The following is a 22,568-nucleotide window of genomic DNA, read 5'->3' as shown; positions in this document are numbered from 1 at the left end:
CCGATACAGAATGTGTTCTTGTTGGTTGGAGCCGTTGAGCCCGACCGACCTTGGAAGAGGGACATAGACGCTGTTGAGGGCGGCGTCATCGGTTCTTCCAAGCTTTCCTACACCAGTGCCTAGCAGTGGGACTCGGAACGGCGAGTCCCGCGAGAACGCACGTGTTTGAGACCGGTGGTTTGTGTATTCTGCTGTCGGCTTCCTACCCGACCTCAAGGGTCAGGGCATCCGCCTTGGGCCGCCTGTGAAGAACCACCCACAGGAAACCCGTCATTGATGTTTCAATACTCGCGGGTTTTAAATATCCATGACGGGATAGACCCACCACAATGAAACTCGCAACGATCGGCGTTGGGAACGCCGGCAGCAAAATCGTCGATCGAATGCTCGAGTTCGAATCCCGAACGGATCGAAACCTCTGCCAACACGTCCACGCCATCAACACCGCGCGAACGGACCTTGCCAAGCCCGACTACATCCCCGAAGAGCGGCGGATCCTCATCGGTGACACGAACCAGAAGGCGAAAGGCCACGGCGTTGGCGGTGACGTCGAAGTCGGCGCCGAAGTCGCCTCGGCCGATATCGAGGAGATTCGTCGCGCGTTCGACGACATCGAAATTCACGAGGTCGACGCGATGCTCGTCGTCGCCGGCCTCGGCGGCGGCACCGGCAGCGGTGGCGGCCCGGTCGTCATCGACGCGCTCCAGGAGATGTACGACGAGCCCGTGTACGGCCTCGGCGTGCTGCCCGGCGAGTTCGAAGGCGGCCGACCGGCGCTGAACGCCGCGCGGTCGCTGCAGTCGTTCGTCACGAAGGTCGACAACTTCATCGGCTTCGACAACGACGCCTGGCGGGCTCGCGAGCAGACCATCGAGGAAGGCTACGAGCAGATGAACCGCGAGCTGGCGGCCCGGCTGGTGACGCTGCTGGCGGCCGGCGAAACGGACGACTCGGAAGTCGCGGAGAACGCCATGGACTCCAGCGACATCATTCGCACCCTCGACACGGGCGGGGTCTCAACCATCGGGTACGCCGCAACCCAAGTGGATAACGAGGCAGGCGAGGGGCTTCTCGACCGGTGGAGCGGCGACCAGACCACCCAACAGGACGACGGGAGCAACGCAACGAAGATTCAGGGGCTCGTGCGTCGCGCGGTCAACTCCCGGCTCACGGTGCCCGCGGAGATCTCCAGCGCCGACCGCGTTCTCGTCGTGGTCTCGGGGCCGCCCAGCGAGTTCTCGCGGAAAGGCATCGAGAGCGCCCGCCAGTGGCTCGAACAGGAGGCTGACACGGTGGAAGTGCTCGTGGGTGACGACCCGCGTAAGCAGTCCCCACAGCTCGCTGCGGCGGTGCTGCTCTCGAACGTCACGGAAACCCCGCGGATCGAGGAAATCCAGAACCAGGCCGTCGACGCCCAAGAGAAGATCGCCGAGCAGGAAGCCGTCCGCGAGGAGGAGATTAACGACCTGATCACCGACGAGAACGACGACCTCGACCCGGTTGTCTAATGGAACTCGCACTCGTTGGGGTCGGCGAGACCGGGAGTCGGATCGTCGATCGCATCCTCGCAGTGGAAGCGGAGACGGAGCGGACGTTCAGCCACGGCAACGCGCTCGTCTGCGAGATCTCCCAAACTGTCCCCGACGACCTAGAGATGGTGTCCGAGGCACAGCGGTTCCTGATCGGCGACACCCACCAGGCAGTGGACGAGCAGGGCGTCGACGATCCGGACCTCGCCGTCGACGTCACGCGGAACGACCTGCCCGAGATCCGGCGTGCGTTCGACTCGCTGCCCATCCACGACTGCGACGGCATCCTCGTCGTCACCGGGCTCGGCAGTGCCACTGGCAGCGGCGCCGGGTCGGTGCTCATCGAGGAGCTGCAGGCGACGTACGACGAGCCGGTGTATGCACTGGGCGTCCTGCCCGCCGAATCCGAGGGCGGCCAAGCGGCCGTCAACGCGGGCCGCGCGCTCCGCTCGATCGTGCCCGCAGCAGACAGCATGCTCACGTTCGACCGCGAAACCTGGCAGCCCCGCTTGGACGATGCTGGCCACGACGAGGCAACACAGGCGCTCGCAACGCGCGTCGTGACGCTGTTCGCGGCGGGCGAACTCGACGCCTCGACGGTCGCGGAGAACGCGGTTGACTCCAGCGACATGATTCGCACGCTCGCACCTGGTGGCCTCTCGTCGATCGGGCACGCCGCAACCGAACTCGAGTCGACGCCGTCCGGCGTCCTCGCTCGGTTGCTCTCGTGGCTCGGCGTTCGCGACGAGACGGAGCCACAAACAACTGACGCCGCGAAAGTCAAATCGCTCGTCCGGCGGGCCGCCAACTCCCGGCTCACCCTCCCCTGTGACATTGCGAGCGCGGAACGCGCGCTAGTCGTGCTCTCAGGCCCGCCACAGGAGCTCTCGCGGCGTGGCTTCGAAAGCGCACGCCAGTGGCTCGAACAGGAGACCGACACCGTCGAAATCCTCGCCGGTGACGACCCCCGGACCGACTCCGAGACCCTCGAAGCGGTCGTCCTCTTCTCGAATGTGACCGACGTCCCACGGATCGACGCCCTCCAGCAACAGGCCGTCGACTACCAAGCCGACCAGAGTGACGAACCCAGCGAGGAAGCGGTGCCGCCCGAAAACCCGGACTAGCGTCGGTGGACGCGCGCCAAACAGTGTGTTGGCGGTACAGAAGCCGCACTCGTGTGTGTGCCGTGTTCGGCTGCCCGGCCGCACCCGTGGTGTGATCGGAAGACCAACGGAAGCCAAACTGCGACGGCGCACGTTCGCGTGGGGGCCGCTACTGCTGGGGGTTCCTGCGAGTACGCGGCCGGATCAGATTCGCGAGCGAGACGAGGAGCGCGAGCGCCCAGCCGACGGGGACGGCAAAACCGAACCACATGCCGATGAAGGCGAGCCCTGCCAGTTCGAACTGTTGACGGATGGTCGTGCTGAGGCCGCCGATGACGACGTTGTTGAGGAGCCATTCGGCGAACAGCTCGCTCTCTGAGAGCAGGCCGGCGCCGATGGTTGGCGAGAACAGCGCGGCGGTGACCGGCGGGACGAAGATAGCTGCGACGGCGAACGGGTACGCGAAGACGAGCGTGAGGCGGCGCGACCCGTAGCGGGCGAACACCCAGCTGAGGCCAACCGACGCTGTCGCCACGACGCTTGCAGCGAGCACGGCGCGGAAGCCAGTTGTTGGGAGGCGGTCCCAGGCGAGCGCCGTGAGGCCACCCCAGAGGACGGCCATCGCAGCGATAATGACGAGGACGCCGAGGCCAGCTACGATGCGGTCGATTTGCCGGCCGACGTAGCGCGTCCAGAAGCCGAGCGCAGCGAACGGATAAACGACACCGATGAGGACGACCCCCAGAATGCTCCATGCCCAGAACGCAAGTTTCGCTCCGGGCGATCCAGGATGCCACCGGTCTTGAACCGAGTACTCATCGGTCTGCCGAGAGAACACGATGGTACGCCAAGCGCTCAGCAGCCGCCTGAGGTCGATCTTGGCGCCGGCAAGGAGATCACGCACGCCCATTATCTCCTCCATCCAGCGGCTCACTCATAAGGACTGCGAGGACCGCGCCGGCGGGGCGCGACTCACTCGAGGTACAGCGCGGAAGCCCACCCCTTTAGGAGTGGGAGGAAGCGCGTACACTCCGTGCGACAACCCACCGACGACGACAGGACCGACTCCCCAACGCCGGCACAGAATGTATAAATAAAACATCCGTATGTGAATATGCGATGGAGGTCAAACGCACCGTTCCCGTCAAACTCGACGTACCCAAGGAGCGGCGCGACGACCTCCATCAGACCATCCAGCAGTTCAACACTGCCGCCAACTACACCATCGACCACGGCAGAGACGACGACGGCGACCTGATTCTCAACAAGTCCACCATCCACGACGAAGTGTACCACGACTTGCGGGACAGAACCGACCTGCCCGCAAACCTCGTGGTACGCGCCTACTCGAAAGCCGTCGAAGCGATGAAATCCACCGTCGCGGAGTGGGAGAACGGCAACAGCAGACCGCTCCCCTCGTTCGATGAACCGTCTGCCGTCTACGATAAACGCACCCTGACTATCAAGGACGAGTACGCCACGCTCTCGACGGTCAACGGGCGCGTCGAAGCCGACTTCGTGCTTGGTGAGTACCAGCGGTCGTACCTTGAAGACGACGACTACGAGAAACGGATGGGGACACTTCATTACCGTCCCGGCGAGGATGCGTTCTACCTCCACGTCGTCATCCAAAAGCAGGTAGACCAGCGTGACGGCGACCGCGTGCTTGGCGTGGATTTGAACCTGAAGAACGTCGCTGTGACGAGTACGGGACGGTTCTTCGACGGCGGTGAACTGCTGTGGGGCCAGAATCACTATTTCCGCGTGAGACGGAGCCTTCAGGACAAAGGCACCCGTTCCGCTCGGCAGGCGTTACGGCGACTGTCGGGACGGGAAAACCGCTTCGTCCTGAACCGCCTGCACAACATTTCGCGTGGAATCGTGGAGGAAGCCCTGCGACACGGCTGTTCGTACATCGCCGTCGAAGACCTAACCCACATCCGCGAGCGAATGGATGCCCGCGACGACCAGCTGAAACGGCAGATGCACAACTGGGCGTTCCGCGAACTGCAAGAACAAATCGCGTACAAGGCCGCAGAGTACGGGATTCGCGTCGAGTCGGTCAACCCGGCGTTTTCCTCGCAGACGTGCTCGAAGTGCGGCCACCAGTCCAGCACGAACCGCGACAGCGAGACGGGCTGGTTCGCGTGCAACGAGTGTGGGTACGAGGTGGACGGCGACTACAACGCGGCGAAAAACGTCGGCCTCCGTCTGTTAGCTTTACCACCGGGCAAACGTCCCGATGGGTTGGGCAACGGTCAGCTTGCCCTGAAGTCGGGGACGTTGAACGTGAGCGACGTGTCCAACGTCCACTCCAGCTTGGAGTTTGAACGGGAGTCCACCGACAAGCCCACCGCTTCAGCGGTGGGTCGCTGACGTCACTCTACTTCGGCGTCTGGCCGGTCTTCCTCGTCGTCATCGGCGTCATCGCCGCCGGCGAACACTACATCCGAGAACAGTAACACAACCCCGAATCCCACACGGAAACGCGCGTCGCGACACCACGAGTCGGCCACCGAAGTCAGTCCCACCTGAGCGAAGAACTCGTGCCGGCGCGACTGCTACTCCCAGTCGATCCAGTCCTGCTCCCAGCCCTTCCGGGACTGGGCTTCCTTGGCCGCGCGCTCGCGGTCCTCGCGCACCGTCCGGTTCTGTTCGAGGGCGCTGGCCTGCTCGCCGTCCACGAGCAGCGGCGCGAACGCCACCGGGCCGTGGACGGAGGCCGTCTCCCGGTCCTCGATTGCGACGAGGCGCTGGTCGGTCGTTCCCTCCGGGTAGACGAGCCGCCCGCCGTCCGCGAGCTGGTCGAGTAATGCCGTCGGTGGGTCGACGGCCGCCGCCTCCACGAGCACGCGGTCGAACGGCGCGTACTCGGGGAGGCCGCGCGCGCCGTCCCGGCAGTCCACGAGCACGTCGCCGTAGCCGGCGTCCGCGAGGTTCGAGCGCGCGTCGTAGACGACCTGCCGGTCGATGTCGACGGCGTGGACGCGCTCGGCGCCGACGATTTCCGCGAGCACCGCCGCCGTGTAGCCGACGCCCGCACCGACGACGAGCACGTCGTCGTCCTCGGCGGCCGCGAGCGCGTCCACCAGCCGACCCACGGTCGACGGCGCGAGCACGCGCGTGCCGCGGTGTTCCAGCGACTGGTCGGTGTACGCGCGCCGCCCCTCCTCGACGAACTCGTGGCGGGGCACCTCGCGCATCGCTCGCGCGGTCGCTCTCGCTTGGACGGCAGCCTTCGTGTCGTGTTCGAGGCTGTCGACCATCTCCGCCCGGAACGCCGCGAACTCCATACCCCGGATTCGCCGCCCAGCCTATTCAGTTGCGCGCCTGCGGCCGGCGACGAACTGGTAGTCGGTGCCGGGCACGTCGCCCGCGCGGACGTCCGCGAACCCGGCGTCCGCGAACCACTCGCCGACCGCGCCCTCCTCGTAGCACGCGCCCTGCTCGGTCGTCGCGAGCAGTTCGGCGGCGACCGCGGCGTCGGGCGTCCCGTCGCGGAACGCGTCGACGTGAATCGCGAGCCCGTCGGCCGCCGTGGCGTCGCTGGCGGCGGACAGCAGCCGGCGGTTGTCGTCCGGGCCGTACTCGCGGGCAACGCCCGCGTGGAAGACGACGTCGAACTCGCCGTCCACGCCCGCCAGGGGGTCGCCGGCGACGAGGTCCACGCGCTCGCGCTCCAACAGCGGGTCGACCGCCTCGATGACCGCCTGCGTGTCCAACAGCGTCGCGTCGAACCCGCGGCGCGCGAACTCGACGGCGTGCTGGCCCGCCCCATCTGCGACCACGAGCACGTCCTCGGCATCAGGATGCTCGCGGACGGCCGCCGTGACGGCCGCGCGGACGCTGGCGTCGTCTTCGGCGGCGCGCGCGCCGAGCCGGTTCCGCGTCCAGTCTCCCGTTCGCTCCGGTAATTCGCCGGTCTGCATCGTCTCCGGGAGGGCGACCAGCGCCTCCACGGTGTCCAATTCGTGGGGGAGCCGGCCGATCGAGCGCACGTCGGTCTTCGTGACGAACCCCAGCATTCGATTCGTCGGCTCCACGCCCGCCTCGACCGCCTCCAGTAACCCCATGTCCAACAGGGCGTCGACGGTCACGCGCGCGGCGCGCTCGGTGACGCCCGCCTCGCGCGCCACGTCGTCGACCGTGTACGCGTTCGAGACGAGCGCGTCCAGCACGCCCGTCTCCCGGGCGGCCCGCAGCAGCAACAGCTCGCGGTAATCCATACTCGTCGTCTCGCCCTGCGCCGGGATAAATTCGGTTGCCAGCGACTCGCCCCAGAGCGGCGTAGACCGGCAGGGGCGGTGCCGGCGGGGGACGCGAGCCCGAGCGCGACGAGAACTCAGGTAGAGCGAATCCCCGCAGGACTTTTCCACGCAACCGGCGGAGGGAGCGGTATGCGACGACGAGACGTACTCCGCGCGAGTGCCGCTGCCGCCGCCCTCCCGTTCGCCGCGACGACCGCCAGCGCCCAGCAGTCGGCGTTCGAGCCGCTGGGCGTCCTCGACCTCGACGGCACCAAGGAGGTCGTGGTCGGCGACGCCGGCGAGACGGCGTACGTGGCGACGACCGACGGTATCGCAACCGTCGACATCTCCGACCCCTCGAACCCCCAGCAACTCGCCAGCGTGGCGCCACTGCTGGCCGACCGCGAGGACGGGCCGATGCGGATGGTTTACGACGTGAAACTGGACGGGGAGACGCTCATCGCGGTCGGGCCGGCGAACCCGACGCAGGGCGAGACCGTGCAGGGCGTGGTCGTCTTCGACGTCAGTGACCCCGCCGACCCCGAGCAGACCGGGTTCCACGAGACCGACTTCGCGGTTCACAACGCCTACTTGCAGGACGGCGTGGCGTACCTCACGGCGAACGACGGCGCGAAAAACCCCATCGTGATGGTCGACGTCTCGGGGGACACCGCCGAGGAGGTCGGGCGGTGGTCGAGCGTCGACCACGATGAGCGCTGGCGGGACGTCTATGCGGGACTGCGCTCGTGCCACGACGTCTACGTCCACGAGGACACGCTGTACGTCGCGCACTGGGACGCGGGGACGTGGCTGGTGGACATCAGCGACCCCGCAAACCCCGAGTACGTCAACCACTTCGGGCACTACAGCGTCGAGGAGCTACGGGACATCCCGACCGGCGAGGCGGGCGCGGAGAGCCTCTCCGTTCCCGGCAACTCCCACTACGTCGCGGTGAACGAGGACGCGTCCGTGCTCGCGTCGGGCGCGGAGTCGTGGGATGTCGACACGGACGACGGCGACCCGGGACAGGGCGGCATCGACCTCTGGGATGTCAGCGACCCGCAGAACCCCGAGAAGCTATCGTTCATCGCGCCGCCGCCGACGCCGAACGGCACGCGGAACGGGACGTGGACGACCAGCCACAACTTCGAGTTCCGCGGCGACCGCCTCTACACGTCGTGGTACCAGGGCGGCGTGAAGATTCATGACGTCAGCGACCCCGCCAGCCCTGAGGAGTTGGCGTGGTGGCGGAACCCCGACGAGGCACGGTTCTGGACGGCGCGGTACGCCACCGAGGAGGCGTTCGTCGCGGGGGACATGGGCGGCCAGACGTACGACGCGGGCGTCTACACGTTCCCGAACCGCGCTGGCGAGCAGCCCGACCCGCCCGAACTCCAGACGACGGCAGTTGCGACGAGCACGGCGACGGAGACCACGGCCGCCGAAACCACGACCACTGAGACGCCGACGGCGGCCGAGGCGAGCGACGAGTCAGGCGGCGGCGCACCCGGGTTCGGCGCGCTCGCTGCGCTCGCGGGCGCGTCGGCAGCCGCGCTGGCGGCGTGGCGGAACAACGACTGAGACGCGCGCGTCGAACAGCAGGCGTCCGGGTTCCAGTCGAAACGGTGGCGTCCAACACGAACGATGCCTAGCGTTGCAACCGAAACTACATCAACCGCGGCCGCCCAAAGAGAGGACATGAGCGAGACAGCGGGAGCGGGGAGCTTCCACGAGCGCGTCGAGACGTGGCTCACCGCCCAGATGCCCATCATCCGGAGTCACGGGGGCACCAGCGCCGTCCGGAAGGCCGACCCCGCCGACGGCGAGGTCGTCGTCGAACTCGGGGGCGCGTGTTCGGGCTGCGGCATCAGCCCGCGGACCGCCCAGCGCATCAAGATGGACCTCGCCGCGGAGTTCGACGAGGTCGAGGACGTGGTCGTCCGGTTCACGGACGGCGATGGCGGCGGCTGGGGCGGCGACCAGCCCGAGAGCTACATGGGCGTCGACCGCAACGAGGGCGGCCGCGGCGGCCGCGGCGAGGGTAGCCCGAACTCCGACTCGCACTTCTAGTCGTCGTCGCTGACCGCGGCCCGCACGCGTTCGGCGACCGAGAGCGCTTTCTCCGAGAGTTCTTCGCTGACCAGTCCCGCGTCCACGCACTCACGGAGTTCGTCCTCGTCGACGACTTCGACCGTGCCGTCGGCGTGTTTCACGACGTCGACGTGGAGGTCGACGTAGCGCACCGCGTCCGGGAACACCTCCACGGGCGTGGAGACGTTCAGGTACGTCCCCTTGACGTGGCCGTCCGTCCCCTTGTAGACGGTTGGATACCACCAGTTCCCCTCAGTGAACCGCGTGGTGGCGACGTCGCCCTCCTCGCGTTCGACGCCAAGCTCGTCGTAGGCGCCGCCGGGACTCATCTCGCGGCGGACGGTGACGCGGCCGGCGTCGCGGTCGCGGTCCGTGACCTCGCCGCGCCCGAGCGTGATGAGGCGGCCGTCGGGCTTGCCGTGCTCGATGGCGACGAGGTCGCCCTCGGTCGGCCCGAACTGGTCGGTGACGGCGCCGAACGGGAAGCCGTCCGTGCTCGCACCCAGCGCCTCCGCGAAGTCGACCGCGCCGCTGGCGGCCTCGCTGCCCGCCTTGATGCGGTGGTGACCGTCCATCGTCGACGTGACCGCACCGCGTGCGTCGTCGAGCGCGAACCGCGAGTCGCGGCCGAACCAGGCCCAGACGGTGCGCTCGGGCGCGGCGACACGGTACGGTGCGGTGTCACTCGGGGCGGGCGCGTTCGAAATCGCTTCCTCCAGCCGGTTCGCCAGCGAGACGGCGTCGTCGAGGGCGTCGCCGAGCGCGTCCATGCTCGCGCCGTCGGCGGCGTAGTGCCACTGGACGCCCCACCGGTCGGGGACGTCGGGCGTGAGCAGTTCCGTCGTGCGCGCGAGTTCGTGATTCCGTGAGCCGTCCGGCGTCCCGGCGACGAGCGCGTCCACGCCGCGTTCGAGGCTCGTCAGCCCGCCGATGGCGCGCAGATCCGTGCCGACGACGGGGCGGTCGTCGGCCCACCACGGGTTCGGCTCGCGGACCTGCACGCGGAGGTGGTCGCCCTCCTCGACGTGCTCGTCGGCGGCGTCGAACGGCAGGTAGCCCTCGTGGTCGCCCGCGAGCGCGACCACCGCGCCGCCGCGGACGGTGCGCTCGACGACGGCGTTGAAGACCGCGCCGCGGGCCGCGCGGTCCGGCCAGACGAACGTGTCGATACCGGTGTCCCCGACCACGTCCAGCACGTCGTCGGCGGCGTCGGGCCGCCCCGAGACGCCGACGCCCTGCCGGTCGGGCGTCATCCAGACATCGACGTCGTACGGCTCGGTGTGGAAGTCGGCGTCGAAGCGCTCGCGAATCGGCGGTGAGGCGTCCACCACGTCGAAGCCGGCGTCCAGCAGTCTGCGGGTGAGCGCGGTGCTGTAGATGCCGCGGACGCGAACCCGAGTCATTCCAGCTGGCTCCGGTCGCCGGCGAAGCGCACGCGGGCGTCAACGGTCGGCCCGAGCGCCAACTCCACCACCGCCGGCTCGCCCTCGGCCTCTTCCAGCACGCGCGCGCCCTCGACGTACGCGCCCCACGTCTCGAAACGCACGAATCCCCTGACATCCTCGCTGTGCGTGAACAGGTCCACGTAGTTGAAGTCGTGCTCGGGGTAGTCCGAACGCGAGTGCGTGAGGTCCATGTCCGAGTAGACGACGTCGCGGCCGTCGAAGAAGGCCTCGACGCGGCGGGCGTCCGCGCGGGCCTGTTCGGCCACGTCGTCCTCGATGTCGGCGATGTCGTCCTGCGAAAGGCCGGCGTCCCGGAGCGCCGCCCGGGTCCGCTGGTCGAAGAGCATACTCCTCTTTCGACGCGCGGGGTTTTCAGCGTTGTCGCCTCGGGTAGCGCTGTCGCTGCCGACCGTCGAACGCGCGGAAGAGAATGTTGCGTCAGTCGTCGGCGGCGGCGGGCGTCGGTTCGGCGCTCGCCTCGGGTTCCTCGGCGTCGGCGTCGTCTCGTCGGTTCGATTCGGGCGTCGGCGGCGCGGAGTACAGCAGGCCGCGGCTGGGACTGTGTGGCATACCCACGAGGATTCCTGACGAACGGATAAGGTTGCTCCTTAAGGAACCGGGTACAATGGAAGGCGCGGGCCGCGGCACCGCGAACACACTCAAGAGGGAGGCCGAGAAACGAGACGACCATGTCGGCCGAACGGGACCCAGTCCAGCGCGCGAGCGAGGGCGACGAGGACCTCTACGACGTGGCGACGTGGGAGCCGCGCACGGCGCTGGACCGCGTCTCGACGTGGCTCTACGGGAGCATCGTGACGAGCGCGCGGGCGGGCGTCGTCGTGCTCGCGGTGCTCATCGTCCTCGCGCAGTTCGCGGCGGCGCTCGGGCTGGTGTTCGTCGACCGGCCGGTCGTCGGCCTCTACGTGTTGCTGTCGGTGGTGCCCGCGCTCGGAATGGCGGCGTTCGTCTGGAAGGCGGACGTGACCAAGCAGGAGCCGCTGGAACTGCTCGTGGTGACGTTCGCGTTCGGGTTCCTGTTCGCGGGGTTCGCCGCCATCCTCAACACCGTCTTCTCGGGGCTGTTCCTCGGGTCGGTGACCGCGGACGCGCCGCTGTGGATCGCCGTGCTGGCGCCCGCGCTCTACTACTTCCTGATTGTCGGTCCCGTCGAGGAGACCGTGAAGTGGCTCGCGATTCGGTTGTACGCGTTCCGCAGCGACCGCTTTGACGCGGTCGTCGACGGCGCGGTGTACGGCGCGGTCGCCGGCCTCGGGTTCGCCACCATCGAGAACGCCATCTACATCGGCCGCGAGGTGGTGATGGCCGCCAGCGCCGCAGGCAGCGCCGCCGCCATCGACGTCGGCCTCCAGACCGCTGCCGTACGCACGCTCGCCGGTCCCGGCCACGTCATCTACTCGGCGTTCGCGGGCTACTACCTGGGGCTGGCGAAGTTCAACCCAGACGACGCCGGCCCCATCATCGTGAAGGGGCTGGTCATCGCGGCGGTCATCCACGCGACGTACAACACGGTCGTGACGAACCTCGGCGTGGTGACGAACACGCTCGGCGTCGCGCCCGGCCTCGTCTTCCTCGGGTTCGTCGTCGTCTACGACGGCACGCTGTTCTACGTGCTCTACCGGAAGCTCGTGAGGTACCGCGCGGCCTACGAACGCACGGGCGCCAGCATGTTCGAGCAGAGCCAACAGCAGTACAAGCACGAGGACGCGGAGTTCCTCATCGGCCTCGACGACGAGGACCGTCAGTAGGCGTCGAGGCGTTCGACATACTTCGCGACGACGTCGACCTCGACGTTCACGCGGTCGCCGGGCGAACGCTCGGAGAGCGTCGTGAGGTCGTAGGTCGTCGGCACCACCGCGACCGAGAACGTCCCCTCGCTGTCGTCCACGTCAGCGACGGTGAGGCTGATGCCGTCGAGCGTAATCGAGCCCTTCTGCGCGACGTACTGCTCGTGACCCTCGGGGAGCGCGAACGTGTACGTCCAGTCCTCGCCGACTTCCTCGACGGCGATGACTTCCGTGGTGGTGTCGACGTGGCCCTGCACGATGTGGCCGTCGAGGCGGCCCTCCGCGGGGAGCGCACGTTCGAGGTTGACCGCGTCGCCCTCGCGGACCGAGTCTAAGGTGGTTGCGTCGAGGGTCTCCGTGGCGGTGAAGGCGGTGAACCAGTCGTCCCCGTATTCCTCGACGGTGAGGCAGACGCCGCCGACGCTGATACTGTCGCCGTGGCCGAAGCCGCTCAGGTCGTCGGTCGCAATGTGGATGCGACGGCCGTCGGGCTCGTCGACGACGTCCTCGACGGTGCCGGTCTCCTCGATGATGCCGGTGAACACGCTATCAGATTCGTTATCCGTAACGAAAACGCTGTGGTTTCGGACGGGCTTATCTGTCCCGAGCGCCCACGGACGGGTATGCGACTGCTCGACGCCGTCTCGCTGGCCGTCGCGGTGGCGTTCGCCGCGCCAGCCGCGCTGTTCGGCGTCGAAACGCTGCTCGCGGGCGACCCCACGGGCTGGGTGTTCCTCGGGTTCGCCGCCGGCATCATCGCCTTCGAGCAGTACGTGACGATGCCGACGGACGTCCCGATTCTCGCCGCGCAGAAAGCCACGGACGCCGTCGTCGAAGAACCGGACGACGACAATCAGTAGTCGGGCTTCGGAACGACCGACCGCGGAAACGCGCCGATTCGCTCGACGCCCTCCTCGGTAGCGACCGCGAGATCCGCGACCCACACCGTCTTCTCGGCGTCCAGTTCCGCCCGCACCGCCAGCGTCGCGCCCGGCTCGATAATATCGTCGCCGGCAGGGCGTTCGCGGCGTTCGAGGCCGGCGCCGTGAACAGTTCCAGTACCGGCAGTCGGCGGGAAGCCGTACGAGCCGAGTTCCGCGGTGACTTCGTCGGCAGCAGCGTCGACAGTCGTCTCGCCGACGTCCACGATGTCGATGCCGGCGTCGACGGCGTACTCGCTGGCGAGCGTCGCGCGGCGCTCCCAGCCGCCGTCGCTGTCCGCGACGAACGTGCGCGCGAGCCAGCCGTGATAGCCGTCCACGCGCGGGGTGACGCGAATCGGCACGGGGTCGCTGGCGGCAATCGCTCCCTCCGCGGCGACGACGGTTTCGGGGTCCGCGCCCACGTTCGCCATCGCCGCGTTCGCGGTGCGACGCACGCGCTCGGCGGTCACGTCGCCCGCGTCGTCCGCGAGCGGGTCGCCGTCGGCGTTCGCGAGGAGTGCGGCGGCAGCCGCCATCCCGTCCTCGGCGGCCGCCTGCGCGTCCCGGAGCGCCTCCAGTTCGCCGTCGGTCTTCCGCTCCCGTGCGCGCAGGTGAGCGTCCGTCGAGGCGACGTCCACGCCAGCGTTGTCGAGGTAGAGCGCGGCGTCGTGGGGAAGCGTTCGCGGCGCCAGCACCGACTCCCCGACGAGGTCGGGGAGGCGTTCGGCGGGCGTCGCTGCGGGGTCGAGGACGCGCGCATCGTCGTGGACGGAGACGTAGTCGGGGAGCGGGCGCTCGGGGACGACGGCGACACGGCCCGCGTAGACGACGGCCGCGCGGCACGGGAGAGTCGCGCCGCTCAGCGCGCGAACGAGCGGGTCGCCGGCCGGACCGACGAAAACGAAGGCGTCAGCGCCCGCGTCGGCGAGCGCGCTGTCCAGCACCGCGGGCCGCATTCACGGGAGGTGGACGGGGGTGTCGGCTTCCAGCGCCTCGTCGAGGGTCTGCCCGGTCTGCTCGCCGTACAGCAGCACGTCGATGGGCAGCGTCGGGGCGCCGTTGATGAGGTTCTGGAGGAGGACGAGGCGCTCGCGCGCCCGGCTCATGCCGACGTAGAACACGCGGCGCTCGTTGTCCGTCAGAATCGGGACGGGACTCGTCTTGGAGGTGAACTCAACGCCCTCCGGGATGTCCTCGGGGTCGGCGGTCGCCGCCATCTGCTCGACGACCTTCTCGGTGAGGTCCGTCGAGACGAAGACGTGGTCGGCCTCGCGGCCCTTCGCGGAGTGGATGGTGCCGACGCGCACGCGGTCGGGGTCCATCCCGCGGTAGTCGCCCTGGAAGTACGCGTCGATGCTGCGGCGCTGGTAGCGCGTGACCTTCCGGAGCATGTCCGCGGCGGCCGACGGGCCGGGCACGAACGGCACGTAGTTGCGGATGAACTCCGCGGTGAACGTCAGCTCGGTGAGGTCGGTGTCCTCGCCCTGGGCCTCGTCGATGGCCTCCCGGAGGTCGTTGCGCTCGCGGGTGCCGAACGCCGAGTCCTGGAGCATGTCCATCAGGCGGCGGGCCTGCAGGCCGTCGATGGGGTCGTCGTTCTCCAGGGCCTCGACGGCGGAGATGTACTGCTGGAGGCGGTCCGTCCACAGCCGCTGGTCGGTCAGCGCCTTGAACGGGATACCTTCGCCGATGAACTCGTCGACGAAGTCGAACAGCTGGTAGCGCGCGCGGAACAGCACCATCACGGTCTCGTCCTCGGAGTCCTCGATGGTGCGGCGGACGTTCCGCACGAGGTCCAGCATCGACGGGCTCTCGACGGCCTCGACGCTCCCGCCCTCCTTGCGGGGTTCGAGGTCCTTCTCCTGGCGGGTGTCGATGTGGCTGATCTCCTGCTGGACGACCTTCAGCACTTCAGAGGGCAGTCGGTAGGAGTTCGGGAGGACGACGTCGTCGGTCACCTTCGTGTTCAGGAGGAGTTCGGGGTCGGCGCCCTGCCACGCGTAGACGACCTGGTCGTCGTCACCCGCGATGAGCACGCGCTCCATGTGCGGGCGCCACTCCTCGTAGACGTCGTACTGGAGGCTGGTGATGTCCTGGAACTCGTCGATGACGAGGTAGTCGACATCGGGGAGCAGCGAGCGCTGCTGGACGCGTTCGAGCATGTCCGCGAACCCGACGAGCTCGTTCTCGCCCTTGTACGCACGCCACGCCCGAATCGCCTCCGGGATGTCGTAGCGCTCGTCGCTGGACGGCCACGTCGGCGTGTACTTGTTGCCGACCTGCGCGTTCTCGTCGATTTCCGGTGGGAGTCGGACTTCCTCGTCGTTCCAGCGGAACGGGACGTCGTACCAGTCGGCGACGTCGCGGCTGGTTCGCTGGAGCCACTGGGAGGTCGCGATGACCTTGTTCCCGAGCGTGGTCGAGCGCGCGGTGCGCCGCGACCCCGAGGAGTACTCGTCCTCGAAGGGGATGCCGTACTCCTCGCAGAACTCCTCTTTGTCGTCCTCGCCGACGACGTCGCCGCGGGACAGCCCGAGCAGCTCGTAGGCTTTCGCGTGCATCGTGGCGACGTTCCCGCGCAGCGAGCGCGGGTTGACGTCGAGCCGCTCGGCGAGCCGTTCGCGGACCTCGGCCGCTGCGGCACGCGTGTACGAGACGACGAGGATGTCGCGTACGTCCACGTCGTCGTCTTCGAGAATTTCCTCGACGTGGTCGAGGAGCGCGGTCGTCTTCCCGCTCCCCGGACCACCGAACAGCCGCGTGACTTCCGGCTCCGAGTCCGTCATTAGACAACTAGAGGAACCGAGACGGTATAAACCGCTTGAAATTCTCCGATACGCAGACAGGAAGGCCTACGTCCGCCGCGTAGACCTCGCCTCCCGGACTTCCGCGCCGTCGCGAATCTTGTCCTCGCAGTTAGGACACACGCGCGGGGCGCCCTGTTCGTTCGGCGTGAACACTCTCGCGTACGCGTCGGTCACGAACGACCCACAGTTCTGGCACTCCGGCATGAATTCACGCCAACCTTTCTCGGGGTTCGTCTTAGGTGTGCTGGCCGTCGAAGGAAGACGATGCCCGACTACGCGGGCGACCAGCCACACACCGTGCAGGTTCGCGCGTTGCCGTCGTGGAGCCCACCGCACTCCGGACACTGCTTCTTGTTATAGCTCTCTTCCCACGTCTGTGTCTCGTGGCCGCGGTCTTCGAGGAACTCGTCCAGAAGCGAGTCGTCGTCCGGGGTCGATGCGCTCGACATGATACGTGGTACGCTATGCCATACCACTACTTGAATCTATCGGGGTGACAGCCAGCTACAACGTCAGGGCTTGACGAGCACCTTGATGGCCTCTCGCTCGTCCATCGCGCGGTAGCCCTCGTCGATGTCGTCGAGCCCGACGGTCTTCGTGAAGATGGGCGACGGGTCCAGCGTCCCCTGCAGGACGTCGTCCATCAGCTCCTCCGCGTACGCTCGCACGGGTGCGACGCCGCCGTTCAGCGTAATGTTGTCGCTGAACATCGTGAACACGTCCAGCCCCTCCTCGGTGACGCCGTACGGGACGCCAACGTAGCCGACCGTCCCGCCCGGCCGCGCGATGGCAATGGCGGTGTCCATCGCGGACGCCGCGCCCACGCACTCCATGACGTGGTTCGCGCCGCCGTGCGTGAGTTCTCTCGCGCGCTCGATGGCTTCGTCACCCCGGGCGGCGATGGTGTCGGTCGCGCCGAACTCCTCGGCGAGTTCGAGGCGCTCCTCGTGGTGGCCCATCGCGATGACGCGCTCGGCGCCGAGGCGCTGGGCGGCGAGCACGCCACAGAGCCCGACCGCGCCGTCCCCGATGACGACGGCGGTGTCGCCCTCGCCGACGCCAGCGCTGACCGCCGCGTGGTGGCCCGTCCCCATCACGTCCGTCAGCGGCAGCAGCGATTCGAGCGTGTCCTCGTCGTCGGCGTAGCGGTCGGGCACCCGGACGAGCGTGCCGTCCGCGTGCGGGCACTTCACGTACTCGCCCTGCCCGCCGCCGTTCTCGCCGCTCCACGACTCGTCTTTCACGCAGGAGGTGTACAGGCCCTTCCGACAGAACTCGCACTCCCCGCAAGAGATGGCGAACGGCGCAAGCACGCGGTCGCCGGGCTCGACGGAGGTCACGTCGTCGCCGACTTCCTCGACGATGCCCATCGGCTCGTGGCCGACCCGCGACCCCTCCTCGCGGTCGCTCTCCCCCCGGTAGAACCAGAGGTCCGACCCACAGACCGCGGTGTGCGTGACGCGGATGACCGCGTCCTCGGGCGATTCAACTTCCGGCTTCGGGACGTCCTCGACGGTAATCTCGCCGGGACCCTGATAGGTTGCTGCGCGCATACGCTCACTGCGTGCGGAGCGCGGAAAAAGCCACCCGGCCGGCGACGGTCTCGCCGGAATCAGGCGAGCGACCTCAGAGGTCGTAGAGGTCGGTGTACTTCTCGGTGACGTAGTCGACGAAGTGGTCGGCGTTGTACGCCTCGCCGGTAGCCTCCTCGACGAGTTCGGGCGTGGTGTAGCGCGCGCCGTGCTGGTGGACGTGCTCTTCGAGCCAGTCGGCGATGACATCGAAGTTCCCGTTCCGGACCTTCTCGTCGACGTCGCCGACGTCGGCTTCGAGGGCGTCGTAAATCTGGGCGGCGAGCACGCTCCCCAGCGAGTACGTCGGGAAGTAGCCGAAGGAGCCGTGGCTCCAGTGGATGTCCTGCAGGCAGCCCTCCGCGTCGGTGTCCGGGCGGATGCCGAGGTACTCCTCGTACTTGTCGTTCCAGCGCTGGGGCACGTCCTCGACGTCGAGGTCGCCCTCGATGAGCTCGCGCTCGATTTCGAAGCGCACGATGATGTGCATGTGGTAGGTGAGCTCGTCCGCTTCGACCCGGATGAGGTTGTCCTCGTACACCTCGTTGGCGGCCTCGTAGGCCTCCTCGGGGGTGACGTCTTCGAGTTGGGGGAAGCGCTCTTTCATCGCGGGCAGGAACTTCTCCCAGAAGACGCGGGAGCGCCCGACGTGGTTCTCCCAGAGGCGGCTCTGGGACTCATGGACGGTGAGGTCCCGCGACTCGCCGAGCGGGTTCCCGTACTGCTCGCGAGGCAGGCCGAGCGTGTAGCGCGCGTGCCCGAACTCGTGAATCGTACTCATCAGGGCGCCCACGGGGTCGTCCTCGCTGAAGCGCGTGGTGACGCGCGCGTCGAACTGATTCCCCGTGGAGAACGGGTGGGGCGCGGTGTCGACGCGGCCGTGCTCGAAGTCGTAGCCGAGCGTGTCCAGCACGTCCCGCGCGAGGTCCTCCTGCGTGTCCACATCGAAGTCGCCCTCGAAGGGGTCCGCGAGTTCCACGTCGCTGGCGCGGACGTCCTCGATGAGCGGCACGAGCTCCTCGCGGAGCCGTTCGAGCACGCGCTCGGCGGTGTCGAGGTCGAGGTACGGCTCGTAGTCGGCGAACAGCACCTCGTAGGCGGGCTTGTCGGGGTCGATGTGCTCGGCGTACTCCTTCTTCAGTTCGATGAGGTTCTCCAGGACCGGCGCGAAGATGGAGAAGTCGTCCTCAGCCTTGGCCTCCTTCCACTTCGGGAGCGCCTCGGACGTCGTCTCCGAAATCTCGGCGACGAGGTCGCTGGGCACGCGGTCGGCGCGCTCGTACTCGCGTCGAATCTCGCGGACGACCGCTTCCTGCTCGTCGGTGAGGTCGGCGTCGTCGAGTTCGTCCAGCCACTCCCCGACCTTCTCTTCGGTGAGGAGGTCGTGGGACAGCGAGGAGAGCGCAGACTTCTGCTGGGAGCGAGCGGGCGTACCGCCCTCCGGCATCATCACTTCCTGGTCCCACTGGAGGATGCTGCCGGCGGCGTTGACGTTCGATATCTGCTCGTAGTGGTCGAGGAGCGCCTCGTACGCGTCGGGGGTCTCCTCGGTGGCCTGCGACGACATACCCTAGGCGTGCGCACCGCGGCCTATCAGGATTGCCCTCCCGGAACTGCGTCCGCAGCACGCCGATAAACGCCCTTGCAGCGTTCGAGCACGTCCAGCGACACGCTCTCGTCAGCGGTGTGCGCCTCCCCCTGTTCGGCCGGTCCACAGACCAGACAGGTCGTCCCCGCGGCCGCGAGCCAGCCAGCGTCCGTCGCGTGGGGCTTGGCGACGTGCTCGCCGGCGCCGTCTTGGACCTCCCGCACGGCGTCGAGCACGCCGTCGGCGAACGCGGCGTCGTCGCAGGCCATCGGCGGGAGGTCCTGCTCGACCGTCCACGAGACGCCCTCGACGGCTTCGACCGCGCCGACGTCCGCACGCTCGCCCGGGACGGTGCGCTCGTCCACCGTGACCTCGCAGGACTCGGGAATCACGTTCCACGCGGAGCCGCCCTCGATTTCCGTGACGGCGACGCTCCCCGCGAGGTGCTGGCCGAGCACGTCCGCCTCGGGCGCGTCGAGGTCGCGGAGCACGTCCACCGCGTCGCACGCACGGTAGACCGCATTCTCCCCGGATTCGACCTCGCTGGCGTGTGCGGCCTCGCCGGCGGCCGTGACAGTGCTCGCGCGACGGCCCTTGTGCGCGACCGCGACGTCCAAGGTGCCATCCGCGGAGTATCCGGTCGAGCCCTCGCCGACGACCGCGTAGTCGGGCGCGAACCCCTCGTCGATGGCCTGCTGGACGCCCACGCCGCCCAGCTCCTCGCCGGCGAACGACGCGAACGCCAGCGGGCCGTCGGGGTCAGCGTCCCGGAACGCCAGCAGCATCGCCGCGACCGCACCCTTCATGTCCGCCGTGCCGCGGCCGTAGATCCGGCTCTCGTCCTCGTAGACGACGTAGTCGCCGTCTTCTACCTGTGTCTCGTCCGGCGGCACGACGTCGTGGTGGCCGACGAGCGCGAGGCTGTCGCCGTCGGCATCCCGGTTTCGCCACGCGATGACGTTCCCGGCGTCGTCGCGGGTCACGTCGGCGGCGGTGTGCTCGCGGAGCCACGATGCGATGGCGTCGCCAGCGGCAGTCTCGTCGTCGTGGCTCGGAATCGAGACGAGGCGCTCGGTGAGGTCGCGGAGTTCGGACACGTCGGCACGTCGGCCGCCGCGCCCTTAGTTGGTCGGCAGCGCGGTGGCAATGGAACCGCCGAGGACGCCACCGCGCTGTGACGCCGCCCCCGGTCACACGCCTTATCAACCCGGCGACGCGTATCTGGAGCCAACATGAACATCGTGCCCGACACGAGCGTCGTCGTCGACGGCCGCATCTCCAAGCGGGTCGAGGACGGCGAATACGACGGCGACACTGTCTACATTCCGGAGGCGGTCGTCGGCGAGGTCGAAGCGCAGGCGAACAGCGGCCGACAGACCGGCTGGGACGCCCTCGAAGAGCTCCAGCGACTCGTCGAACTCGCGGACGACGGGAAGATTAGCATCAAGTACGTCGGCGAGCGCGCCGGCGAGGAGGACATCCAGCGCGCCGCGGCGGGCGCCATCGACGCCATCATCCGCGACGTGGCGATGGAGCACGACGCACGCCTGCTCACCAGCGACATCGTGCAGGCGGAAGTCGCGAAGGGGAAGGGCATCGACGTGGAGTACCTCGAACCGCTCGAACGCGAACTCGGCGAGCTCGGCTTAGAGCAGTACTTCGACGAACTCACAATGAGCGTCCACCTGAAGGAGGGGATGGTGCCGATGGTCAAGCGCGGCGAGGTTGGCGACATCGAGTACCAGCCCGCGGGCGAGGAGGAACTCGACCGCGAGACCATCGAGGAGTACGCCAACGAAGTAATCACGACCGCGAAGCGCGACGACGACGCGTTCGTCGAGCTCTCCGAGGAGGGGATGACCATCGCGCAGGTGCGGGACATGCGCATCGCCGTCTCGCGGCCGCCGTTCTCGGAGGCCGTCGAAATCACGGCCGTCCGCCCCATCGTGAAGACGACGATGGACGACTACGAGCACGCCGACGAGCTCCGCGAGCGACTGCTGAAGCGGGACCGCGGCGTGCTCATCGCGGGCGCGCCGGGCGCCGGGAAGTCGACGTTCGCGCAGGCGGTCGCGGAGTTCCTCTCCGAGCACGACAACGTCGTGAAGACGATGGAGAAGCCCCGCGACCTGCAGGTCGGCAAGGAGGTCACCCAGTACACCGAATTGGGCGGCGAGATGTCCAAGACCGCCGACTCCCTGCTGATGGTGCGGCCGGACTACACCATCTACGACGAGGTGCGCAAGACCGACGACTTCGAGGTGTTCGCGGACATGCGGCTGGCGGGCGTCGGGATGGTCGGCGTCGTCCACGCCACGCGGCCCATCGACGCGCTCCAGCGGCTCGTCGGCCGCGTCGAACTCGGGATGATTCCGCAAATCGTGGACACCGTCGTCTACATCGAGGAGGGCGACGTCGAGACCGTCTACGACGTGACGACCGAGGTGAAGGTGCCCGAGGGCCTGATGGAGGAGGACCTCGCGCGCCCGGTCATCCAGGTGAAGGACTTCGCGACCGGGACGCCCGCCTACGAGATTTACACGTTCAACCGCCAGGTCGTCACGGTCCCCCTCGAGGAGACCGACGAGGCCCCGGAGTCGGGCGTGGACAAGCTCGCGAAGCAGGAGGTCGAACGCGAGATTCAGGCGGCGACCCGCGGCCCCGTGGAGGTGGACATCCGCGGCCCGAACGAGGCCGTGGTGTACGTCTCCGAGGACGAGATCAGCCACGTCATCGGGAAGGGCGGCGGCCGCATCTCGGACATCGAGGAGCGCCTCGGCATCAACATCGACGTGCGCACGCTCGACGAGCGCACCACCGAGACCGCGGGCGGCGGCGGCGCGACGACGGCCGGCCAGGTCGTGACCCCGGAGGTCACGTCCCGGCACATCATCCTCCCGCTGTCGGGCGACCGCGCGGGCGAGACCGTGGAAGTGCAGGCGGACGGCGAGTACCTGTTCACGGCGACGGTCGGCCGCGGCGGCGACATCCAGGTCTCCCGAGGCTCGGCCATCGCGGAGGAGTTAGAGCGCGCCATCGATCGCGAGCGCACGATTACGGTCGTGCCGAACGAGTAATCAGGCGGCTTCGGCGTCGGCGGACGCGTCCTCGTTTTCCGTCTCGCTGGTCAACTGGTAGAGGCTCTGGCGGGCATCGGCGAAGTAGATGTCCTCGTCGACGACGCCGCGGTCTTCGAGCCGTTCGAGCGCGTACCGGACGGTGCGCGCCGACAGCATCGTTTCCTCGACGATTCGCTTCTGGGTGAGGGGGCCGTCGTACTCGAGTACCTTGTAGACGAGCTTGGCGCTCGGCGGGAGGTCCTCCAGCACACTGTCGTCTTCAGCCATCGTTACGTTTCGAAACACTCCACGCGCTTAAAACTGCGGGACCCCCTCACACGGTTCGACCGTGGACGAAACCCGCCGTTCTGCAAGCGAACACCTTTTGAGCGCGGCTCCC

General features: G+C 68.1%; 23 protein-coding genes. 8 read left to right on the top strand and 15 right to left on the bottom strand.

Annotation, left to right across the window (positions count from 1 at the left end):
• Positions 1 to 329 precede the first annotated feature (329 nt).
• Positions 330 to 1,508: a tubulin/FtsZ family protein gene (locus HHUB_RS00760; RefSeq protein WP_059055301.1), complete on the top strand. Its 1,179-nt coding sequence runs from the start codon at positions 330 to 332 to the stop codon at positions 1,506 to 1,508.
• Complete coding sequence (locus tag HHUB_RS00755; RefSeq protein WP_059055299.1) at positions 1,508 to 2,653, top strand: tubulin/FtsZ family protein; 1,146 nt, start codon at positions 1,508 to 1,510, stop codon at positions 2,651 to 2,653. Before HHUB_RS00760 ends, HHUB_RS00755 begins: the two co-directional genes overlap by 1 nt.
• A 148-nt stretch (positions 2,654 to 2,801) precedes the next feature.
• On the opposite strand, the gene HHUB_RS00750 is transcribed toward HHUB_RS00755, so the two are convergent.
• A complete protein-coding gene (locus HHUB_RS00750; RefSeq protein WP_143416398.1) occupies positions 2,802 to 3,542 on the bottom strand; it encodes a hypothetical protein in 741 nt (246 codons plus the stop codon).
• 209 nt (positions 3,543 to 3,751) lie between these two features.
• Between HHUB_RS00750 and HHUB_RS17285 the strand changes: the two genes are divergently transcribed.
• Positions 3,752 to 5,008 carry an RNA-guided endonuclease InsQ/TnpB family protein gene (locus HHUB_RS17285; RefSeq protein WP_157533962.1) on the top strand — a complete coding sequence of 419 codons (1,257 nt, stop codon included), beginning with the start codon at positions 3,752 to 3,754 and terminating at the stop codon, positions 5,006 to 5,008.
• A 185-nt stretch (positions 5,009 to 5,193) separates the two neighbouring features.
• Here the strand turns inward: HHUB_RS17285 and HHUB_RS00740 are convergent, their stop codons facing one another.
• Both HHUB_RS00740 and HHUB_RS00735 read right to left on the bottom strand, forming a co-directional pair.
• The gene (locus tag HHUB_RS00740; RefSeq protein ID WP_059055294.1) at positions 5,194 to 5,925 is read right to left on the bottom strand and encodes a protein-L-isoaspartate O-methyltransferase family protein; all 732 of its coding nucleotides are present in this window, start codon (positions 5,923 to 5,925) and stop codon (positions 5,194 to 5,196) included.
• A gap of 21 nt (positions 5,926 to 5,946) precedes the next feature.
• Positions 5,947 to 6,858, bottom strand: a complete 912-nt coding sequence (locus HHUB_RS00735) for a methyltransferase domain-containing protein (RefSeq protein WP_059055292.1) — start codon at positions 6,856 to 6,858, stop codon at positions 5,947 to 5,949.
• A gap of 171 nt (positions 6,859 to 7,029) precedes the next feature.
• Here HHUB_RS00735 and HHUB_RS00730 point away from each other — a divergent pair, with 171 nt between their 5' ends.
• Both HHUB_RS00730 and HHUB_RS00725 read left to right on the top strand, forming a co-directional pair.
• On the top strand, positions 7,030 to 8,460 hold the full coding sequence (locus tag HHUB_RS00730; RefSeq protein ID WP_059055291.1) for an LVIVD repeat-containing protein: 1,431 nt from the start codon (positions 7,030 to 7,032) through the stop codon (positions 8,458 to 8,460).
• A gap of 117 nt (positions 8,461 to 8,577) precedes the next feature.
• Positions 8,578 to 8,949 carry a NifU family protein gene (locus HHUB_RS00725; protein ID WP_059055289.1) on the top strand — a complete coding sequence of 124 codons (372 nt, stop codon included), beginning with the start codon at positions 8,578 to 8,580 and terminating at the stop codon, positions 8,947 to 8,949.
• Here the strand turns inward: HHUB_RS00725 and HHUB_RS00720 are convergent.
• From HHUB_RS00720 to HHUB_RS17475, 3 genes are all read right to left on the bottom strand, one after another.
• On the bottom strand, positions 8,946 to 10,373 hold the full coding sequence (locus HHUB_RS00720; RefSeq protein WP_059055288.1) for a DUF402 domain-containing protein: 1,428 nt from the start codon (positions 10,371 to 10,373) through the stop codon (positions 8,946 to 8,948). The two genes, HHUB_RS00725 and HHUB_RS00720, sit on opposite strands and share 4 nt — an antisense overlap.
• On the bottom strand, positions 10,370 to 10,762 hold the full coding sequence (locus HHUB_RS00715; RefSeq protein ID WP_059055286.1) for a DUF7532 family protein: 393 nt from the start codon (positions 10,760 to 10,762) through the stop codon (positions 10,370 to 10,372). Before HHUB_RS00715 ends, HHUB_RS00720 begins: the two co-directional genes overlap by 4 nt.
• A gap of 91 nt (positions 10,763 to 10,853) precedes the next feature.
• Positions 10,854 to 10,985, bottom strand: a complete 132-nt coding sequence (locus tag HHUB_RS17475; protein WP_272948274.1) for a hypothetical protein — start codon at positions 10,983 to 10,985, stop codon at positions 10,854 to 10,856.
• Positions 10,986 to 11,104: 119 nt separating this feature from the next.
• On the opposite strand from HHUB_RS17475, the gene HHUB_RS00710 reads away from it, so the two are divergent.
• Positions 11,105 to 12,181 carry a PrsW family intramembrane metalloprotease gene (locus tag HHUB_RS00710; RefSeq protein WP_059055285.1) on the top strand — a complete coding sequence of 359 codons (1,077 nt, stop codon included), beginning with the start codon at positions 11,105 to 11,107 and terminating at the stop codon, positions 12,179 to 12,181.
• Here HHUB_RS00710 and HHUB_RS00705 read toward each other — a convergent pair.
• Complete coding sequence (locus HHUB_RS00705; protein WP_059055283.1) at positions 12,175 to 12,765, bottom strand: riboflavin synthase; 591 nt, start codon at positions 12,763 to 12,765, stop codon at positions 12,175 to 12,177. The genes HHUB_RS00710 and HHUB_RS00705 overlap by 7 nt on opposite strands.
• A gap of 78 nt (positions 12,766 to 12,843) precedes the next feature.
• On the opposite strand from HHUB_RS00705, the gene HHUB_RS00700 reads away from it, so the two are divergent.
• Positions 12,844 to 13,080 carry a DUF7533 family protein gene (locus HHUB_RS00700; protein ID WP_059055280.1) on the top strand — a complete coding sequence of 79 codons (237 nt, stop codon included), beginning with the start codon at positions 12,844 to 12,846 and terminating at the stop codon, positions 13,078 to 13,080.
• Here the strand turns inward: HHUB_RS00700 and HHUB_RS00695 are convergent.
• The 7 genes from HHUB_RS00695 to HHUB_RS00675 form a co-directional block, all read right to left on the bottom strand.
• Entirely contained in the window at positions 13,074 to 14,099 is a 1,026-nt protein-coding gene (locus tag HHUB_RS00695) for a M24 family metallopeptidase (protein WP_059055278.1), read from the bottom strand. The genes HHUB_RS00700 and HHUB_RS00695 overlap by 7 nt on opposite strands.
• On the bottom strand, positions 14,100 to 15,929 hold the full coding sequence (locus tag HHUB_RS00690; protein ID WP_059055276.1) for a UvrD-helicase domain-containing protein: 1,830 nt from the start codon (positions 15,927 to 15,929) through the stop codon (positions 14,100 to 14,102).
• Positions 15,930 to 15,995: 66 nt separating this feature from the next.
• Positions 15,996 to 16,154, bottom strand: coding sequence for a DUF7563 family protein (locus tag HHUB_RS16975; protein ID WP_169793378.1), 159 nt, complete (start codon positions 16,152 to 16,154; stop codon positions 15,996 to 15,998).
• A gap of 68 nt (positions 16,155 to 16,222) precedes the next feature.
• Complete coding sequence (locus HHUB_RS16970) at positions 16,223 to 16,399, bottom strand: HVO_0416 family zinc finger protein (RefSeq protein WP_169793377.1); 177 nt, start codon at positions 16,397 to 16,399, stop codon at positions 16,223 to 16,225.
• Between the two features lie 63 nt (positions 16,400 to 16,462).
• A complete protein-coding gene (locus tag HHUB_RS00685; RefSeq protein ID WP_059055274.1) occupies positions 16,463 to 17,503 on the bottom strand; it encodes a zinc-dependent alcohol dehydrogenase family protein in 1,041 nt (346 codons plus the stop codon).
• Between the two features lie 73 nt (positions 17,504 to 17,576).
• Positions 17,577 to 19,088: a carboxypeptidase M32 gene (locus tag HHUB_RS00680; protein WP_059055272.1), complete on the bottom strand. Its 1,512-nt coding sequence runs from the start codon at positions 19,086 to 19,088 to the stop codon at positions 17,577 to 17,579.
• A gap of 26 nt (positions 19,089 to 19,114) precedes the next feature.
• Positions 19,115 to 20,206, bottom strand: coding sequence for a M20 family metallopeptidase (locus HHUB_RS00675; protein ID WP_059055270.1), 1,092 nt, complete (start codon positions 20,204 to 20,206; stop codon positions 19,115 to 19,117).
• A 135-nt stretch (positions 20,207 to 20,341) separates the two neighbouring features.
• Between HHUB_RS00675 and HHUB_RS00670 the strand changes: the two genes are divergently transcribed.
• Positions 20,342 to 22,186, top strand: coding sequence for a PINc/VapC family ATPase (locus HHUB_RS00670; RefSeq protein ID WP_059055267.1), 1,845 nt, complete (start codon positions 20,342 to 20,344; stop codon positions 22,184 to 22,186).
• Here the strand turns inward: HHUB_RS00670 and HHUB_RS00665 are convergent, their stop codons facing one another.
• Positions 22,187 to 22,456: a MarR family transcriptional regulator gene (locus HHUB_RS00665; RefSeq protein ID WP_059055265.1), complete on the bottom strand. Its 270-nt coding sequence runs from the start codon at positions 22,454 to 22,456 to the stop codon at positions 22,187 to 22,189.
• Positions 22,457 to 22,568 lie beyond the last annotated feature (112 nt).

This window comes from Halobacterium hubeiense (genome assembly GCF_001488575.1).
Lineage (GTDB): Archaea > Halobacteriota > Halobacteria > Halobacteriales > Halobacteriaceae > Halobacterium > Halobacterium hubeiense.
The sequence above is the reverse complement of the archived record's forward strand: the minus strand, read 5'-3'. Positions and strand labels throughout refer to the sequence as shown.

Coding starts and splice junctions, on each gene's coding strand:
- HHUB_RS00760 (WP_059055301.1), top strand. CDS start 330: ATGAAACTCGCAACGATCGGCGTTGGGAACGCCGGCAGCAAAATCGTC.
- HHUB_RS00755 (WP_059055299.1), top strand. CDS start 1,508: ATGGAACTCGCACTCGTTGGGGTCGGCGAGACCGGGAGTCGGATCGTC.
- HHUB_RS00750 (WP_143416398.1), bottom strand. CDS start 3,542: ATGGGCGTGCGTGATCTCCTTGCCGGCGCCAAGATCGACCTCAGGCGG.
- HHUB_RS17285 (WP_157533962.1), top strand. CDS start 3,752: ATGGAGGTCAAACGCACCGTTCCCGTCAAACTCGACGTACCCAAGGAG.
- HHUB_RS00740 (WP_059055294.1), bottom strand. CDS start 5,925: ATGGAGTTCGCGGCGTTCCGGGCGGAGATGGTCGACAGCCTCGAACAC.
- HHUB_RS00735 (WP_059055292.1), bottom strand. CDS start 6,858: ATGGATTACCGCGAGCTGTTGCTGCTGCGGGCCGCCCGGGAGACGGGC.
- HHUB_RS00730 (WP_059055291.1), top strand. CDS start 7,030: ATGCGACGACGAGACGTACTCCGCGCGAGTGCCGCTGCCGCCGCCCTC.
- HHUB_RS00725 (WP_059055289.1), top strand. CDS start 8,578: ATGAGCGAGACAGCGGGAGCGGGGAGCTTCCACGAGCGCGTCGAGACG.
- HHUB_RS00720 (WP_059055288.1), bottom strand. CDS start 10,373: ATGACTCGGGTTCGCGTCCGCGGCATCTACAGCACCGCGCTCACCCGC.
- HHUB_RS00715 (WP_059055286.1), bottom strand. CDS start 10,762: ATGCTCTTCGACCAGCGGACCCGGGCGGCGCTCCGGGACGCCGGCCTT.
- HHUB_RS17475 (WP_272948274.1), bottom strand. CDS start 10,985: ATGCCACACAGTCCCAGCCGCGGCCTGCTGTACTCCGCGCCGCCGACG.
- HHUB_RS00710 (WP_059055285.1), top strand. CDS start 11,105: ATGTCGGCCGAACGGGACCCAGTCCAGCGCGCGAGCGAGGGCGACGAG.
- HHUB_RS00700 (WP_059055280.1), top strand. CDS start 12,844: ATGCGACTGCTCGACGCCGTCTCGCTGGCCGTCGCGGTGGCGTTCGCC.
- HHUB_RS00695 (WP_059055278.1), bottom strand. CDS start 14,099: ATGCGGCCCGCGGTGCTGGACAGCGCGCTCGCCGACGCGGGCGCTGAC.
- HHUB_RS00690 (WP_059055276.1), bottom strand. CDS start 15,929: ATGACGGACTCGGAGCCGGAAGTCACGCGGCTGTTCGGTGGTCCGGGG.
- HHUB_RS16975 (WP_169793378.1), bottom strand. CDS start 16,154: ATGCCGGAGTGCCAGAACTGTGGGTCGTTCGTGACCGACGCGTACGCG.
- HHUB_RS16970 (WP_169793377.1), bottom strand. CDS start 16,399: ATGTCGAGCGCATCGACCCCGGACGACGACTCGCTTCTGGACGAGTTC.
- HHUB_RS00685 (WP_059055274.1), bottom strand. CDS start 17,503: ATGCGCGCAGCAACCTATCAGGGTCCCGGCGAGATTACCGTCGAGGAC.
- HHUB_RS00680 (WP_059055272.1), bottom strand. CDS start 19,088: ATGTCGTCGCAGGCCACCGAGGAGACCCCCGACGCGTACGAGGCGCTC.
- HHUB_RS00670 (WP_059055267.1), top strand. CDS start 20,342: ATGAACATCGTGCCCGACACGAGCGTCGTCGTCGACGGCCGCATCTCC.
- HHUB_RS00665 (WP_059055265.1), bottom strand. CDS start 22,456: ATGGCTGAAGACGACAGTGTGCTGGAGGACCTCCCGCCGAGCGCCAAG.